General features: G+C 67.0%; 18 protein-coding genes. 8 read left to right on the plus strand and 10 right to left on the minus strand.

Going from position 1 to position 15179, the window contains the following annotated elements:
- Positions 1-102 precede the first annotated feature (102 nt).
- On the plus strand, positions 103-1134 hold the full coding sequence (locus NV382_RS10690) for a LacI family DNA-binding transcriptional regulator (protein ID WP_260596738.1): 1032 nt from the start codon (positions 103-105) through the stop codon (positions 1132-1134).
- Between the two features lie 2 nt (positions 1135-1136).
- On the opposite strand, the gene NV382_RS10695 is transcribed toward NV382_RS10690, so the two are convergent.
- From NV382_RS10695 to NV382_RS10705, 3 genes are read right to left on the minus strand one after another with little or no spacing between them, the layout of a single operon-like run.
- Positions 1137-1781, minus strand: a complete 645-nt coding sequence (locus NV382_RS10695; RefSeq protein ID WP_260596739.1) for a heme exporter protein CcmB — start codon at positions 1779-1781, stop codon at positions 1137-1139.
- Positions 1778-2356: a heme ABC exporter ATP-binding protein CcmA gene (gene ccmA, locus NV382_RS10700; protein ID WP_260596740.1), complete on the minus strand. Its 579-nt coding sequence runs from the start codon at positions 2354-2356 to the stop codon at positions 1778-1780. The genes NV382_RS10695 and ccmA overlap by 4 nt, the downstream gene beginning before the upstream one ends.
- Entirely contained in the window at positions 2353-2775 is a 423-nt protein-coding gene (locus tag NV382_RS10705) for a metallopeptidase family protein (RefSeq protein WP_260596741.1), read from the minus strand. Before NV382_RS10705 ends, ccmA begins: the two co-directional genes overlap by 4 nt.
- A 49-nt stretch (positions 2776-2824) precedes the next feature.
- Here NV382_RS10705 and NV382_RS10710 point away from each other — a divergent pair, with 49 nt between their 5' ends.
- Positions 2825-3121: a 4a-hydroxytetrahydrobiopterin dehydratase gene (locus tag NV382_RS10710; protein ID WP_260596742.1), complete on the plus strand. Its 297-nt coding sequence runs from the start codon at positions 2825-2827 to the stop codon at positions 3119-3121.
- Between the two features lies 1 nt (position 3122).
- On the opposite strand, the gene NV382_RS10715 is transcribed toward NV382_RS10710, so the two are convergent.
- A complete protein-coding gene (locus NV382_RS10715; protein ID WP_260596743.1) occupies positions 3123-3914 on the minus strand; it encodes an SDR family oxidoreductase in 792 nt (263 codons plus the stop codon).
- A gap of 67 nt (positions 3915-3981) precedes the next feature.
- On the opposite strand from NV382_RS10715, the gene NV382_RS10720 reads away from it, so the two are divergent.
- Genes NV382_RS10720 through NV382_RS10730 form a run of 3 tightly spaced genes read left to right on the plus strand, consistent with a single transcriptional unit; the run spans position 3982 to position 7150 of the window.
- Positions 3982-4764: an ATP-binding cassette domain-containing protein gene (locus NV382_RS10720; protein WP_260596744.1), complete on the plus strand. Its 783-nt coding sequence runs from the start codon at positions 3982-3984 to the stop codon at positions 4762-4764.
- A complete protein-coding gene (locus tag NV382_RS10725; protein WP_260596745.1) occupies positions 4761-6299 on the plus strand; it encodes an ABC transporter permease/substrate-binding protein in 1539 nt (512 codons plus the stop codon). The genes NV382_RS10720 and NV382_RS10725 overlap by 4 nt, the downstream gene beginning before the upstream one ends.
- Positions 6299-7150 (plus strand): oxygenase MpaB family protein, encoded by an 852-nt coding sequence (locus tag NV382_RS10730; RefSeq protein WP_260596746.1) that lies wholly within the window; start codon positions 6299-6301, stop codon positions 7148-7150. The genes NV382_RS10725 and NV382_RS10730 overlap by 1 nt, the downstream gene beginning before the upstream one ends.
- Before the next feature lie 313 nt (positions 7151-7463).
- Here the strand turns inward: NV382_RS10730 and NV382_RS10735 are convergent, their stop codons facing one another.
- On the minus strand, positions 7464-7925 hold the full coding sequence (locus tag NV382_RS10735; RefSeq protein ID WP_260596747.1) for a helix-turn-helix domain-containing protein: 462 nt from the start codon (positions 7923-7925) through the stop codon (positions 7464-7466).
- Between the two features lie 270 nt (positions 7926-8195).
- Between NV382_RS10735 and NV382_RS10740 the strand changes: the two genes are divergently transcribed.
- Positions 8196-8354, plus strand: a complete 159-nt coding sequence (locus NV382_RS10740) for a hypothetical protein (RefSeq protein ID WP_260596748.1) — start codon at positions 8196-8198, stop codon at positions 8352-8354.
- 73 nt (positions 8355-8427) lie between these two features.
- On the opposite strand, the gene aguB is transcribed toward NV382_RS10740, so the two are convergent.
- Positions 8428-9276: an N-carbamoylputrescine amidase gene (aguB, locus tag NV382_RS10745; RefSeq protein WP_260596749.1), complete on the minus strand. Its 849-nt coding sequence runs from the start codon at positions 9274-9276 to the stop codon at positions 8428-8430.
- Between the two features lie 21 nt (positions 9277-9297).
- Between aguB and NV382_RS10750 the strand changes: the two genes are divergently transcribed.
- Positions 9298-9501, plus strand: coding sequence for a hypothetical protein (locus NV382_RS10750; protein WP_260596750.1), 204 nt, complete (start codon positions 9298-9300; stop codon positions 9499-9501).
- A 296-nt stretch (positions 9502-9797) separates the two neighbouring features.
- Here the strand turns inward: NV382_RS10750 and NV382_RS10755 are convergent, their stop codons facing one another.
- The 3 genes from NV382_RS10755 to rpsD form a co-directional block, all read right to left on the minus strand.
- Complete coding sequence (locus NV382_RS10755) at positions 9798-10772, minus strand: agmatine deiminase family protein (RefSeq protein WP_260596751.1); 975 nt, start codon at positions 10770-10772, stop codon at positions 9798-9800.
- Position 10773: 1 nt separating this feature from the next.
- A complete protein-coding gene (locus NV382_RS10760) occupies positions 10774-12411 on the minus strand; it encodes a M28 family peptidase (RefSeq protein WP_260600384.1) in 1638 nt (545 codons plus the stop codon).
- Positions 12412-12537: 126 nt separating this feature from the next.
- Positions 12538-13152 carry a 30S ribosomal protein S4 gene (rpsD, locus tag NV382_RS10765; protein ID WP_260596752.1) on the minus strand — a complete coding sequence of 205 codons (615 nt, stop codon included), beginning with the start codon at positions 13150-13152 and terminating at the stop codon, positions 12538-12540.
- Positions 13153-13367: 215 nt separating this feature from the next.
- Here rpsD and NV382_RS10770 point away from each other — a divergent pair, with 215 nt between their 5' ends.
- Positions 13368-13679, plus strand: a complete 312-nt coding sequence (locus NV382_RS10770) for a chorismate mutase (RefSeq protein ID WP_260596753.1) — start codon at positions 13368-13370, stop codon at positions 13677-13679.
- A gap of 351 nt (positions 13680-14030) precedes the next feature.
- On the opposite strand, the gene NV382_RS10775 is transcribed toward NV382_RS10770, so the two are convergent.
- A complete protein-coding gene (locus NV382_RS10775; RefSeq protein WP_260596754.1) occupies positions 14031-15119 on the minus strand; it encodes a TrmH family RNA methyltransferase in 1089 nt (362 codons plus the stop codon).
- Positions 15120-15179 lie beyond the last annotated feature (60 nt).

Genomic DNA, 15179 nt, shown 5'->3' on the forward strand with positions numbered 1-15179 from the left:
CCGGCACCCTTTTTGCCTTGCCAAGTCCGGTTGGCCGCCGCCAAAATGGCAACGTTGGTCAACCATGACCGACCAATGCCGATCACGCGCCGGGGAGCCCGCATGTCAGCCACGTCACCGCTCGACCATGGCCGCCGCGCGACGATCATCGATGTGGCGCGGGAGGCGGAAGTCTCGATCAAGACCGTCTCGCGCGTGTTCAACGATGCGCCGAACGTCACGCCCAAGATGCGCGACAAGGTGATGAAGGTGGCAACCGCGCTGCATTACCATCCCAATGTCGTGGCGCAGGGGCTGGTCGGGCGGCGCTCCTACCTCCTCGGGCTGTTCTACGAGAATCCCAGCCCCAATTACGTCGTGGAGCTACAGCAAGGCGCGCTCGCGCGGCTGCATGGCGAGAAATACCGCCTCGTGGTGCTCCCCGTAGAGCAGGTCGCGGCGGTCGCCGACAACATCCTCGGGCTGGTCCGCTCGACCGCGCTCGACGGGATCGTGCTGACGCCGCCGGCGTCGGATCATCCGGTGATCCTCGAACGCCTGGCCCAGGCACGCTTCCCCTTCGTGCGCATCGCCCCGACCCACTCGCCCGATCTCGGCCCGCGCACGATCACCGACGATGTCGGCGCGGCGCGGCTGATGACCGAATACCTCATCTCGCTCGGCCATCGCCGCATCGGCACGATCAAGGGCGATCCCAGCCATCCCTCCAGCGCGGCCCGCTTGCTCGGCTTCAACCATGCTTTGGCCGCCGCGGGATTGACGGTGCAGCCCCACCATCTCGGCGACGGCCTGTTCACCTTCGACAGCGGCTTCGCCGCAGCGCGCGCGATGCTCGCCTCGCCCGACCGCCCGAGCGCGATCTTCGCGCAGAATGACGACATGGCGGCGGGCGCGATCATGGCGGCGCACGATTTGGGACTAAAGGTGCCGGGCGACGTCTCCATTGCCGGCTTCGACGACAGCGCCATCGCGCGCATCGTCTGGCCGCGCATCACCACCATCCACCAGCCGGTATTCGACATGGCGCGCGACGCCACCGACATGCTCGTCGCGATGCTGGAAAAGCAACCCTATGCCCCGGTCGTCGATCACCCGTTCACGCTCGTCCCGCGCCAGTCGACCGGCCCGGCCTAGCGTCAGTCCATCGCCGCGCGCATCGCTGCCCCGGCCACGAACGGAGCGCCCGCCAGCAGCACCAGGCTGACCGCCGCCAGCAGCTTCACCGCCCCCGCGCCACCGTCGATCGAGCCGGCGCCAAAGATCAGCAGCGGCACCGCCAGCGGCAGCATGACCAGCCCCGCGACTGCGCCCGCACCGCGCACGCCGGCCACGAGCGCGGCGGTGGCGACCGCGAGCGCCGCCAGCCCCGGCGTGCCGATCAGCAGTCCGAGCTCGACCGCCAGCAGCGTGGATGGCGCCACGCCCAGCAAGCCGGCCGCGATCACCGCCGCCAGCATCACCGGCGGCCCGAAGCTCAGCCAGTGCGCGACGATCTTGGCGGCGGCAACGCTCGCCATGCTCATCCCGCGCACCGCCAACTGGTCGAGCACGCCGGCCTCCGCATCGGGCGCGATCAGCCGCTCGACCGGCAGCAACGCCGCCAGCAACGCCGCCGCCCAGATCACCCCGCCGCCGACCCGCGCCAGCAGCGTGGCATCCGGCCCGATCGCGAACGGAAACAGGATCGCGACGAGCAGGAAGAAGGCGACGACCAACGTCACGCCGCCGCCCGCCCAGGCGCGCCGCACGTCGCGCGCGATCAATGCCGCCAGCACGCTCATGGCGCATGCACCAGATCGACCGGCTGCGCGCCATCGACCCGGATCGGCAGATGGCTGGCGAGCAGCACGATTCCCCCGCCCCCGCGATGTCGGGCGATCGCCTCTTCCAGCAGCGCCGTCGCCGCCGCGTCGAGCCCGTTGGCGGGTTCGTCGAGCAACCAGATCGCCGCACCACTTGCCACGACCCGCGCCAGCCCGGCACGCTTGCGCTGCCCGGTCGAGAGCAAGCGCACCGGTACCTCGGCCAACGCCGACAGACCGAAAGCGGCGAGCGCCTCGTCGATCGACGCGACACCATCGATCCGCGCCCAGAACCTCAACGCTTTGCCCAGCGGCAGCTCGGCATCCAGCGCCGCCATCTCGGTCAGCAACGCCCGCCGCCCCACTGCCGTGACCGCGCCCGCGCGCGGCGCCAGCAGGCCCGCGGCGATGCGCACCAGGCTCGACTTGCCGATGCCGTTCGGCCCGCTCACCAATGCGGCATCGCCCGGCTCGAGCACAAACGACAGATCGGTGAACAAGGTCCGCCCGCCGCGCACGCACGTGACGCGCTCGGCCCGCAGCGCCGCGCTCAAGCGGCCGCATCCTCCAGCGCGTGCATGTCGGCGTCCGACAGGCCGAAATGATGGCCGATCTCGTGGATCATCACGTGCGACACCAGCTCCTGCAGCCCCACGCCGGTCTCGATCCATTCCTGCAGGATCGCGCGGCGGTACAGGTGGATGCGATCGGGCAGCGCGCCGGAATCACCCGACGATTTCTCGCCGACCGGGCGGCCATGATAGACGCCGGTCAGGTCGAGCGGATGCTCGACGCCCAGCGCCCGCAGCGTCGCGTCATCGGCGAAGTCTTCGACGATCAGCACGATATCGCCGAGATGCGCGCGGAACTCGCGCGGCAATGCGCCAAGCGTCGCCAGCGCGACATCCTCGATCGCGGCGATGTCCGGCGCGGTGAAGGCGGGAGCGGGGACTGGTGGAGCGGGATCGGCCATGCTCTAAGCCTTACCGACTAGCGGCGGCGGGCGCCAGACGGAGGGATATGTGACGATCGAGCAGTTGAGCGAGGAGGAACGCGCCGAGGCGCTCGATGCACTGGACGAATGGGACTATGACGAAGCGCGCGATGCCATCACGCGCACGCTGACCTTCGCCGATTTCAGCCAGGCCTTCGCCTTCATGACCCGCGTCGCGCTGCTCGCCGAAAAGGCCGATCACCATCCCGAATGGTCCAACGTGTGGAACCGCGTCGACATCCTGCTGACCACGCACGACGCCGCCGGCCTCTCCCACCGCGACGTCGACCTGGCCACCGCGATCGATCGCCTGCTCACCGACTGAGCTATTTCGCCGCGCGCCCGCGCCGCATCTGCTGGCGCAGCTTGCCCGGCATCCAGCGTGCGGCAAACGCCATGCGGTGCGCGGTCTTGCCGACAAAGGTGTGGACCCGGTCGCCATGTACTGCCGACCACGCCGCCTTGGCGACCTCTTCCACCGGCGTCAGTTCGAGGCCCGCCGCCGTCACCGTCTCGCGGATCGACCGGTTCGAACCACCCGCCGGGCTCTGCAGCAGCGGCGTGTCGATGAAGCTCGGCACGATCGCGCGCACCTTGATTCCCGCTCCCGCCCATTCGCCGTCCAGCCCCTCGGTCATCGCGCGCACCGCGAACTTGGTCATCGAATAGGGCACCAGTCCCGCCGAGCCGTAGATCGCCGACGCCGAAGCGCTGTTGAGCAAACAAGACCCCGGCGTGCGCGCCAGATAGGCATAACCGATCCTGGCGCCGTTCAGCGCACCCATCAGGTTCACCGCCACCACGCGGTCGATCTCGGCGAAATCGGCCTCGGCCAGCGGCCCGCCCGTGCCGATCCCGGCATTGTTGAACAAGACGTCCAATCGCCCACCGCTCGTCGCGGTAAACGCATCGAGCGTCGTCACCCACGCCTCCCGGTCGCGCACGTCCATCTGATAGGTCGACACCATGTCCGCCGGCAGCAACGCCGCCGTCCCCGCCAGCCCCGCCGCATCGACATCCGCCAACCCGACCCGCCAGCCGCGGGCGGCGAACAGCAAGGCAGTCGCGCGGCCGATGCCGGATCCGCCCCCGGTGATGAAGATCGCCTGTTCGGTCATGCCCGTCCCCTTATGCTCTGCGCTTGTCGTTTGACGCCGGGGATAGCGTCCCGCACAAACGCCGTCGATGCCGGATAGCACCTCCTCCCGCGGACCCTCGGTCGCCTTTAGCGGCGTGACCAAACGCTATGGCGCGACCATCGCGGTGGACGACGCCTCGGTGGAGATCGCCGGCGGCAGCTTCGTGGCGCTGGTCGGCACGTCGGGTTCGGGCAAGTCGACCCTCCTCAAGACGATCAACCGGCTGATCGATCCGACCGCGGGCAGCATCACCATCGCCGGTGAGGACGTCACCGCCGCCGAGCCGCACACGCTGCGTCGCCGCATCGGCTATGTGTTCCAGAATATCGGCCTGTTCCCGCATCTGACCGTCGCCGAGAACATCGCCATCGGCCGCCGCATCGCCGGCGACCGAGACAATGACCGACGCGTTGCCGAACTGCTCGCCTTGGTCGATCTCCCCGCCGAGCTCGCTACCCGCATGCCCGACGCGCTCTCCGGCGGGCAGCGCCAGCGCGTCGGCGTGGCGCGTGCGCTTGCCACCGCGCCCGGGCTGATGCTGATGGACGAGCCGTTCGGTGCGCTCGACCCGGTCACGCGCGATCAATTGGGCGCGCGGGTCCGCGAGCTGCACGATCGGCTGGCGCTCACCACGATCATGGTCACGCACGACATGGCCGAGGCCTTGTTGCTCGCCGATCGCGTGCTGGTCATGGCGCAGGGCCGGATCGTCGCCGATGCCACGCCGCGCGCGCTGCTGGCGGGCGACGGCGGCGCCGCGGCCGACGCGCTAGTCGCCGTCCCGCGCGAACAAAGCCGCCGACTGCAGGCGCTGGAACGGGCGCCATGAGCCCGTTTCTCGAAGCCATGGGCCGCGTGCCCGATCTGCTCGCATCGCACCTGCTGCTCGCCGCCTCGGCGCTGCTGCTCGGCCTCATCATCAGCCTGCCGCTCACCGTCTGGTCGGCACGTCACCCCAATGTCGCGCGTGTCACACTCGGCCTGGCAAGCCTCGTCCAGACCATCCCCAGCCTGGCGCTGCTGGCCCTGTTCTATCCGCTGCTGCTGTCGCTGTCGGCGCTGGTCGGCGGCGGCATCCCCGCGCTCGGCTTCCTGCCATCCTTGCTCGCGCTCACGCTCTACGCGCTGCTGCCGATCCTCCGCAACGGCGTGACCGGGCTGACCGGGCTCGATCCCGCGGTGATCGAGGCCGCCGACGGCATCGGCATGACGCCCTGGCAAAAGCTTCGTCTGGTCGAGACGCCACTCGTCGCGCCCGTGCTGATGGCCGGCATCCGCACCGCCGCGGTCTGGACGATCGGCGCGGCGACGCTCTCCACCACCGTCGGCCAGCCGAGCCTCGGCGACATGATCTTCGCCGGGCTCCAGACGCAGAATTGGGCCCTGGTGCTCGCCGGCTGCCTCACCGCGGCCGCGCTCGCGCTGGCGGTCGATGCGTTGCTGGGGTTGATCGAGCACGGCATCCGCCATCGCCGCCGCGCACGCATCTGGATACCCGCCGGCATCCTCGGGCTCGGCATCGTCATCGCACTCGCGCCTTTATGGCCGCGCGGCGACGGTGATCGCACCGTAACGATCGGCGCTAAGGGCTTTGCCGAGCAATATATCCTCGCGCGGCTGGTCGGCCACCGCCTGGAGCGTGCCGGCTACCGCGTGCGCTACCGCGACGGGCTCGGCTCGGCGGTCGTGTTCGGCGCGCTGAAGGCCGGCGATATCGATATCTCGGTCGATTACTCGGGCACGATCTGGACCAACGAGATGCGCCGCACCGACGTGCCGGAGCGCGCGCCGATGCTGGCCGCGATCGCCGCCTGGGAAAAAAGCAACAACGTCACGATGCTCGGCGCGCTCGGTTTCGAAAACGCCTATTGCTTCGCCATGCGCGGCGCCGACGCCCGGCAGCGTGGCATCGCGACGATCGACGATCTCGTGCCCGTCGCCGGTACCATGGCGCTCGCCTCCGATCCCGAATTTCTCGAACGGCCCGAATGGGCGGCGATCCGCCGGCTCTACGCGCTCAACTTCAGATCGACCCAGGCATACAGCCCGACCTTCATGTACCGCGCGCTCGACAGCAAAACCGCCGACGTGATCTCCGCCTACACCTCCGACGGGCGCATCGCCGCGCAGGACTTGGTGGTGCTGACCGACCCACGCCGCGCAATCCCACGCTACGATGCGATCCTGCAGATTTCCGCCAAGGCGGCACGCGACCCGCGGCTCACTGGTGCGTTGTCGCCATTGATCGGGCGCATCGGCGTCGAGCATATGCGGAGCGCGAATTACATGGTGGACCGCGACGCGGACAAGAAATCGCCCGACGCGGCGGCCATCTGGCTCGAGCAGCAGGCGGGCCTGCGCTGATGGACCTGGCCGCACTCTCGCCCTTCCGACAGGTCAAGCGCGCCCTGGTCGGTGAGGTACGCGCGATCTTCAACGATACCAATCGCGGCCAGCAACCGGTGCAACGCCGCACCGACGGGCTGTTCGGCCCGCACGCCGCCGCCTGGACGGTGCACGGCGACGTCACCACGATGATGGTCGGCGGCATCACCTCGCTGCTGCTGCAGATGCTCCATCCGGCCGTGCTGGCGGGTGTGTGGGATCACAGCAATTTCCGCGAGGACATGCTCGGGCGCCTGCGCCGCACCGCGCGCTTCATCGCCATCACCACCTATGGCTCGCGCGGCGATGCCGAAGCCGTCATTGCCCGCGTGCGCGGCATCCACGGCCACGTCTCGGGCACGCTACCCAATGGCACGCCCTATGTCGCCGACGATCCGCGCCTGCTCGCCTGGGTACACGTCACCGAGATGACCAGCTTCCTCGATGCCTGGCTGACCTATGGCAACCCGTCGATGCCGCGCGCCGAACAGGACCGCTATTTCGCCGAAGTCGCGCTGATCGCCGAGAAACTAGGCGCGGATCCGATCCCACGGACCAGAGCGGAGGCACAGGCGCTGATCCAGTCGATGCGCCCGGAACTGGTCAGCGACGCCCGCACGCGCGAAGTGGCCCAGCTCGTATTGTCGCAACGCGCCCCCAAACGCGCCGCGCAACCGGTTCAGGCGATCACCTTCCAGGCCGCCGTCGATCTGCTCCCGGCCTGGGCGCGCGAGATGCACGGCCTGCCCACCTCCGGCCTCGGCCGCCCACTCGTCGCCGCCGGCACGTTCGGTCTCGCCAAGACATTACGCTGGGCGTTCCAGGACTGAAGCCGCGGGCAAGCGGGTAGAGCTGACCTCACACCAACCCGTCGAAGCCGCGCTCGATGTTCCCCGGCGAAGGCCGGGGCCTAGGAGGACAGGCCGCAGTGTGGCGCGCTGCACATCAACCAGGCCGTCACCCCGGACCTCCTCGGCAGTTGTACCGCTCGAACAAGGCATGCGCTGTCATCCCCGCGTAGGCGGGGATCCATATACTCACACGTCAGGATTCAGCCGCGAAGCCGGCCGCTATGGATCCCCGCCTTCGCGGGGATGACGAACCATGTCTGAAGGGGATAGCCGACCTGTTCGGGTCCAACCCTCACGGCATCCCGCCTTCACTCAAATAGCGCGTCATCGCTTCATGACCGCGCTCGCTCAGCGAGACGTCGATCCGCCGCCGGTCCATCGGATCGGTCACTCGGTCGATCAGCCCCGATCTGTGCAGATGCTCGATCCAGCGCTGCGACGTCGTGGCCGGCGCGTCGCTGCACGATACCAATTGCTTGACGTTCAACGTGTGCTCGGTGTCGTGGATGATATACAGCGCGACGAGCATCTCCCACGCCGGCTCATGGAACAGCTCTGTCGGGAAATATCGGCGCCTGGCCTTGCGATCCGCCATCATCGCCCGCGCGCGGGCGACCAGGTCCACCTGCTGCCCGTTGGCCGCCGCCCGCGCCTTGGTCGAGGCGAGCATATCATCAGCGCGTGTTTTATATTCGTTGGCGATCGCGCCCAGTTTCGCCGTCAGATCCCGCATCAGATCGTCGACAGTATCCATCTAACTCGTTCCACCCGTTCCGATCAGGACAGCCGCCGAACACATCCTTAGACGTTTGTGACACGCGTCTCCGCCACAAATGTTAAGTACGTGCAGGCAGTTCGACGATGATAGCAGCGGCGATCGACAGCAATACAACCGATGCGGATAAATCACGTCGTCTCGTTGCGGCACGAAGACTTCCAGGATGCACCTTCCGCCCGCCCGCCCAACGCGGTATTACCGACTCGGGGTGCTACCTACCGGGCCGTCACCCGAGCGGAGGCAGTGATGGACGCGGTACTGGTCTATTCCATGTTGCACGATGCCTGCATCGCGCTCGATCAAGCGCAGGAATTTGCCGCCGCGGCGTATGTCGATCAGGCCATGGCCCTGTTGCGAGATAAATATGGCGTCGGCGCAGAGGTCGAGCTGCCGAAATACGATTGATCGCTATGCCGGCATGATCCGGCGCGCCCATGCCGCACGACCTCGCGACCGCCCCCTCGCGGAGGCGGCCCCCTCAGACGTCCTCGACCAGCCGTCCGTACAGATCGGGCCGGCGATCGCGGAAGAAACCAAAGGCGGCACGATGGCGCTTGATCCGGTCGAGATCCAGCGTCGCGACGATCACGCCTTCTTCCTCCCGGCCCAGTTCGGCCAGGATGTCGCCGCGTTCGTCGGTGATGAAGCTGGTGCCATAGAAGGTCTGGTCATGCTCGGTCCCGACGCGGTTGGCGGCGACGATCGGCACCACGTTGGACACCGCATGCCCGACCATCGCGCGCCGCCACAACCGTGCGGTATCCAGCGACGTATCATGTGGCTCGCTGCCGATCGCGGTCGGGTAGAACAGGATCTCGGCGCCCATCAGCATCATCGCGCGCGCGGTCTCGGGATACCATTGATCCCAGCACACCCCCACGCCCAGCGTCGCGGACGGCCCCGGCCACACCTTGAAACCGCTATTGCCGGGGCGGAAATAGAATTTCTCTTCGTATCCCGGCCCGTCGGGGATGTGGCTCTTGCGGTACACGCCCATCACGTTGCCGTCGGGACCGATCATCGCCAGGCTGTTGTAATGATGCGGGCCATCCGCCTCGAAGAAGCTGGTCGGGATATAGACGCCGAGTTCCGCCGCGAGAGCGCGCATCGCGCGCACCGCTGCATGCTCGCCGACCGGCTTGGCATTGGCAAACAGCCCCTCGTCCTCGACGCGGCAGAAATACTCGCCCTCGAACAATTCGGGCGGCAGGATCACCTGCGCCCCCTGCGCCGCCGCTTCGCGCACGCGCTCGGAGACATGGGCGATGTTCGCCGCCATGTCGGAAGTGAAGGCAAGCTGGAGCGCGGCGACGGTGATCTCGGTCATGCACAGGCATGTAGCGGCTCGTTGCTGACTTTTAAATCGCCGAGATGCGACATCGTCGTTTCGGGCACGCGCGGCCGCGGCCGATCCTATCGCGCCACCCAGGCGCGTGCGGCGGGGTGCGTGATGTTCAGCAGCATCGCCTGCGCCAGCGCGATATCGCTGACGCCATTGGCTTACGCGCCGAGCTGGCGCACGAGCGATTGCTTGTCACGCGCCTATTCGTAGCAAGCGAAAGGCAGTTCCGCTTGGCCGTGCGCCACTTCCGCCTTTGCCGATCCCGTCACCAACCCGGCGGCGCGCAAGGTGATGCTGGCGCAGCCCGCGGCGCATCCGCCGGCACCATGGCAAGCAGCCCCGCCAAGAGGATTGGCGCCACAAGCAGACGGTGAACGAGCATGATCGCGCGACTCCCCTGGGGAACAAGCGGTCAGATCACGGTCGGCGCAGGCGTGTCAACGCCGACAGGGCGGTGACGCCCCAGCCGGCGTTGCTCCCACGCCGACCATCCACTAAACTCTTCGTCAGGCGGGAATCTGCTGGCTGATACAGTGGAAACTGCCACCCCCGGTCAGGATCGCATCCGCGCGCAAGCCTACGGTCTCACGATCCGGGAACAGGGCACCGATCGCCGCCACCGCCGCGGCGTCGTTGGGTGCTCCGTACAAGGGCACGACCACCGCGGCATTGCCGATATAGAAGTTCATGTAGCTCGCCGGCACGATCTCCTCGTCGCGCAGCACGCGACCCGGTGACGGGATCGAGACCACCTCCACCCCGGCGTCCTCGGCGCGACGCCGCGCCTGCTGGTACACCTGCCAATTGGGATCGTTGTCCGTGCCCTCGGGCAGCGCCAACCGGTTCGGCCCGACGAAACGCGCGAGATTGTCGACATGGCCGTCGGTATGATCGTTGACCAACCCCTCCCCCAGCCACAGCACGCGGCCGAACCCCAGATCGTCGCGCAACCGCGTCTCGATCTCGCCTCGCGACAGGCCGGGATTGCGGTTGGGATTGAGCAGGCATTGCTCGGTCGTGACGACCAGCCCCGTCCCGTCCCCGTCGATTGCTCCGCCTTCCAGAATCCAGTCGCGCCGCTCGGCCACGATCCCGCGCCGCGCCGCCAGGCGCAGGCCGACATCGTCGTCGCCCGGCAAATCGTATTTGCCGCCCCAGCCATTGAAGCGGAAATCGCGCGCGCTGCCATCCGACAGCAGGATTGCCGCCGTATCGCGCAGCCAGATATCGCCGAACGGCTCGACCACCACCTCCGCCGCATCGCCGGCCAATCCCCGGGCCGCCGCCGCCGCCTCGTCGTCCGCCGCGACCAGGATCACGCGCTCGCCCTTGCCCCCGGCATGCACCGCCTGCGCAAAGGCGGTAACTTCCGCCTGCGCCTGGTCGAGATCCTCCAGCCACAGATCGGCATGGCTCGGAAAACCGATCCACACCGCCCGGTGCGGCGCCCATTCGGCCGGCTGTATCACGTGGTCGGTCATCCTATTTCGCCCCGGCACGGCTCTTGTCGCGGATTTCGCGGAATTCAGCGGTCGGATACCAGTTGGGCCAGCGGTCGCTCTCCGCCAGGCTATGCCCCAGCGCATAATAGATGGTGAGGTCGGATACCGCGCCATCCCACTTCCACTTGGGATCATATTCGTCCTGCGGCTTGTGGTAGCGGTTGACGGTATAATCCTCCGCCGCCGCACGCCCCGCCGCCGTCCCGCCGACCACCAGATCGTCGCCGCTCTCCCCGTACAGCATCGGCACGCCCAGCTTCGCCATGCTGAAATGGTCGGAGCGGTAATAATAGCCCTTCTCCGGCGTCGGCTCGAGCGCGATCACGCGTCCTTCGGCCGCAACCAGCGGCTTGACCATGTCTTCGAGCTCGGACTTGCCCGCGCCGACCAGCACGAAGTCCTTCGCCTTGCCGACCACGTTCAGCCCGTCCATGTTCACCCCGCCCACCGTCTGCGCCAGCGGATAGACCGGGTTCTCGGCATAGAATTTGGAACCGAGCAGCCCCGATTCCTCGCCCGTCACCGCCAGGAAGACCTGGCTCCGCTTGGCGGGGCCGGCCTTGGCCGATGCCTCGGCGATCGCCACCAGCCCGGCAATGCCCGAGGCATTGTCGACCGCGCCGTTGCAGATATCGTCGCCCTTCACCGCATCGCAGCGGCCGAGATGGTCCCAATGCGCCGAATACAGCACCACCTCGTCCGGCTTGGCGGTGCCCGGCAGGATACCGATGACGTTCTTCGACGCCTGCCGCCGCACGGTGTTGGTGAAGCCGACGCTCGCCTTCACCCCCAGCGGCACGGCCTTGAAACCCTTGCTCGCTGCCGCCCGCGACAGCGCGCCGAAATCCTTGCCCGCGCTCGCGAACAACGCCTCCGCCACCGGCTTCTGGATCCAGCCCACCGCCTCGCTCTGGTCCATATGATCGCCCGGCGTATCCTGTTCCAGCTGCGGCCCGGTCCAGGACGATTGCACCACGCCCCAGCCATAGGCCGCCGGCTCGGTATCATGCACGATGATCGCCGCCGCCGCGCCCTGCCGCGCCGCTTCCTCGAACTTGTAGGTCCAGCGCCCGTAATAGTTCATCGCGCGGCCGCCGAAATCGCCGGTCAGGCCCTGTGTCTGCCAATCGGGATCGTTGATCAGGATGACCACCGTCTTGCCCTTCACATCCACCCCGGCATAATCGTTCCAGCCCCGCTCCGGCGCGTTCACGCCGTAGCCGACGAACACCACGTCGCTGTTCCTGATCGCCACCTTGGGCGTCACACGGTAGGTCGCGATCACCAGATCGCTGCGATACGCCGCCGTGACCGGCGTCTTGCCCCCGGTGAAGGTCAGCGGCGTCACGTCGCTCGCGCTGATCTCGACCAGCGGCACGTCCTGATACCAGCTGCCCTTATTGCCCGGCTTCAACCCGGCCTGCTTGAACCGCTCGACGATATAGCCAGTGGTCTTCGCCTCGGCCGGCGTGGTCGGCGCCCGCCCCTCATAGGCATCCGAGGATAGCGTCTGCGTCACCGTCTTCAGCGTATCGACCGAGATGGCGGGCTTTGGCGCGCCTTGCGCAAACGCGGGGAGAGCAAGGGCGGCGGAGGCGAGGAACAAGGCAGCGCGCATCGGCTTGGATACTCCGGAAGAGGGCATGCCGCTTTCTTGGCGAAGCGGAGCGCTCTTGTCCACGAACGAGAAAGGGCGGCCCGTTGCCGGACCGCCCTTTCTGTACGCCTTGATGTCGAAGAGAGCTCAGCGCGAATAGAATTCCACGACGAGGTTCGGTTCCATCTTCACCGGATAAGGCACTTCGTCCAGCGTCGGCACGCGGGTGAAGGTCACCTTCGCATTGCCGTCGGGCGCGACATAATCGGGGATTTCGCGCTCGGCCAGGCTCTGCGCTTCCATCACCAGGGCCATTTCCTTGGCCTTGTTGCCAAGCGTGATCTCCATGCCCGGGAAGCAGCGGCGCGACGCGATGTTGCACTTGATGCCGTTGACGCGGATGTGGCCGTGCGAGACGAGCTGGCGTGCAGCGAACACGGTCGGCGCGAACTTGGCGCGATAGACCAGCATGTCGAGGCGCTGCTCGAGCAGGCCGATCAGGTTCTGGCCGGTATCGCCCTTCATGCGTGCGGCTTCGGTGTAGCAAGCGCGGAACTGCTTCTCGGTCACGTCGCCATAATAGCCCTTGAGCTTCTGCTTGGCGCGCAGCTGGATGCCGAAATCGCTGACCTTGCCCTTGCGGCGCTGGCCGTGCTGGCCGGGGCCATATTCACGCTTGTTGACCGGCGACTTGGGCCGGCCCCAGATGTTCTCGCCCATGCGGCGATCGAGTTTATGCTTTGCGGATGAACGCTTCGACATCGTAAAATTACCTTGCAAGTGCCAATAACAAGACCCGCTTCGCCGATGAGAGCTCAGCTGATCGATACCCGGTCATCGCTCCGCTGACATCTGGGACGTCAACAGGGCCACCGCTTCACCGGGGTGCGGCGCCATTTGCGAAGGCGGGCGATTAGCCGGGGTGCGCCGTTGAGTCAAGCTGGACAGGCGCCGCGTGCCTCGGCAAGACCCATGTCATGACCGATCCGATCCTGTCCGGCCCCGATTGCACCACGATGGCCGAGGTCCGCGCCGGCGTCGACCAGGTCGATCGCGAGCTGATCGCGCTGCTCGCCCGCCGCTTCGCCTATATGGACGCCGCCGCGCGCATCAAGCCGGATCGCGGCGCGGTGCGCGACGAAGACCGCAAGGCGCAAGTCGTCTCCAACGCGATCACCGCCGCCGAAGCCGCCGGCCTGCCCGCAGATGCCATCGCCGATCTGTGGGATGCGCTGGTCGAGGCCTCGATCAGCTATGAGCTGAAGGCATTCGACCGGCGTAGGGACTAAACAACAATCAGCCGATCCGGTGGTCCTGCAGCCGTCTGGTCAGCTGGCATCAGCCAAGCCGTCACCCCGGACCTGTTCCGGGGTCCACCGTGCCGCACGCTCTGGCTTCAAGGCACTATCGACACAGAAAGCCGCTTGGTGGACCCCGGAACAAGTCGGCGACTATCCCTTTCAGACATAGTTCGTCATCCCCGCGAAGGCGGGGATCCATAATGGCGGGCTTAGCGGCTGAAATGCAGACGTTCGAGTATATGGATCCCCGCCTACGCGGGGATGACGGCGAGTTACTTGTTCGAAGGGTACAACCGCCGAACAAGTCCGGGGTGACGGTCCTGAGATCGGAAGCTTGTCCTACCCCCGCGGCCCCTTCTTCCCCGACAGCGCACTCAACACCCCGCGCATCGTGCGCACTTCCTGGCTCGACCAACCCGGCTTGGTCAGCAACGTGCGCAACGTTCGCTTGGTCACCGGGGTGCGCGCCGGCGGATAGAAGAAGTTCGCCGCCTCCAGCATCGCATCCAGCTGGGCGATCATGCCCTCGAGCTCCTCCTGCGGCGCCGGATCGGGCAGGTCGGTTTCCGGCGGCGAGGCGAGGCCCGTCCCCTTCGACCATTCATAAGCGACCAGGATCACCGCCTGTGCCAGGTTGAGCGAGCCGAACTCGGCATTGATCGGCACGGTGATGATCTCGCGGGCAAGCGCGACATCGTCCGTCTCCAGCCCCGACCGCTCGGGCCCGAACAGGATCGCCGACCGCCCCACCGCATCATGGATCGCCACCGCCGCCTGTTCCGGCGTTACCACCGGCTTGGTCACCCCGCGCTTGCGCACCGTGGTGGCATAGACATGGCGGCAATCGGCCACCGCCGCGGCCACGCTGTCATACACCTGCGCCCGTTCCAGCACGACATCCGCGCCACTGGCGGCCGGCCCGGCGGAAGGATTGGGCCAGCCATCGCGCGGCGTGACGAGGCGCATCTCGACCAACCCGAAATTGAGCATCGCCCGCGCGGCCTTGCCGATATTCTCGCCGAGCTGCGGGCGGACGAGGACGATGACGGGGGGCAGGTTAGTGACTTGTCCGTCAGTCTCACCCTCAACCCGTTCGTCTCGAGTAGGCGTCGAGCTTGTCGAAACGTCGTATCGAGAGACAAGAGCGGCCTTCGGTTTCTTGGCAGCTGCCGACAGCGCCTCCCAATCACCTCTAAACAGGGCTTCTTTCTTCTTCCGCGACCAATCCTTGACTCGATGCTCGGCTTCCAGCGCCTCGATCCGCGATCCAAAATCCTGCGACCACATGAGCGTCACCGGGCGTCGCGCATGGGTATATCCCTCGATCTCTCCAGCTTGGTGCTGCCCAACGCGCTGCTCAAGATTGTCCGTGTGCCCGGTATAGTAACTGCCGTCGCTGCAGCGAAGGATATAGGTCCAGAACGTCATTCGCTATGCCCTATCCCTCGATATGCCATCTCGACAAGCTCGATGGCTACTCGGGACGAA

This window comes from Sphingomonas endolithica (genome assembly GCF_025231525.1).
Classification (GTDB): domain Bacteria; phylum Pseudomonadota; class Alphaproteobacteria; order Sphingomonadales; family Sphingomonadaceae; genus Sphingomonas; species Sphingomonas endolithica.

Excerpts from the sequence above, each read along its gene's own strand:
- NV382_RS10690 (WP_260596738.1), top strand. The coding sequence starts at position 103 with ATGTCAGCCACGTCACCGCTCGACCATGGCCGCCGCGCGACGATCATC.
- NV382_RS10695 (WP_260596739.1), bottom strand. The coding sequence starts at position 1,781 with ATGAGCGTGCTGGCGGCATTGATCGCGCGCGACGTGCGGCGCGCCTGG.
- NV382_RS10705 (WP_260596741.1), bottom strand. The coding sequence starts at position 2,775 with ATGGCCGATCCCGCTCCACCAGTCCCCGCTCCCGCCTTCACCGCGCCG.
- NV382_RS10715 (WP_260596743.1), bottom strand. The coding sequence starts at position 3,914 with ATGACCGAACAGGCGATCTTCATCACCGGGGGCGGATCCGGCATCGGC.
- NV382_RS10720 (WP_260596744.1), top strand. The coding sequence starts at position 3,982 with ATGCCGGATAGCACCTCCTCCCGCGGACCCTCGGTCGCCTTTAGCGGC.
- NV382_RS10725 (WP_260596745.1), top strand. The coding sequence starts at position 4,761 with ATGAGCCCGTTTCTCGAAGCCATGGGCCGCGTGCCCGATCTGCTCGCA.
- NV382_RS10730 (WP_260596746.1), top strand. The coding sequence starts at position 6,299 with ATGGACCTGGCCGCACTCTCGCCCTTCCGACAGGTCAAGCGCGCCCTG.
- NV382_RS10735 (WP_260596747.1), bottom strand. The coding sequence starts at position 7,925 with ATGGATACTGTCGACGATCTGATGCGGGATCTGACGGCGAAACTGGGC.
- NV382_RS10740 (WP_260596748.1), top strand. The coding sequence starts at position 8,196 with ATGGACGCGGTACTGGTCTATTCCATGTTGCACGATGCCTGCATCGCG.
- aguB (WP_260596749.1), bottom strand. The coding sequence starts at position 9,276 with ATGACCGAGATCACCGTCGCCGCGCTCCAGCTTGCCTTCACTTCCGAC.
- NV382_RS10755 (WP_260596751.1), bottom strand. The coding sequence starts at position 10,772 with ATGACCGACCACGTGATACAGCCGGCCGAATGGGCGCCGCACCGGGCG.
- NV382_RS10760 (WP_260600384.1), bottom strand. The coding sequence starts at position 12,411 with ATGCGCGCTGCCTTGTTCCTCGCCTCCGCCGCCCTTGCTCTCCCCGCG.
- rpsD (WP_260596752.1), bottom strand. The coding sequence starts at position 13,152 with ATGTCGAAGCGTTCATCCGCAAAGCATAAACTCGATCGCCGCATGGGC.
- NV382_RS10770 (WP_260596753.1), top strand. The coding sequence starts at position 13,368 with ATGACCGATCCGATCCTGTCCGGCCCCGATTGCACCACGATGGCCGAG.
- NV382_RS10775 (WP_260596754.1), bottom strand. The coding sequence starts at position 15,119 with ATGACGTTCTGGACCTATATCCTTCGCTGCAGCGACGGCAGTTACTAT.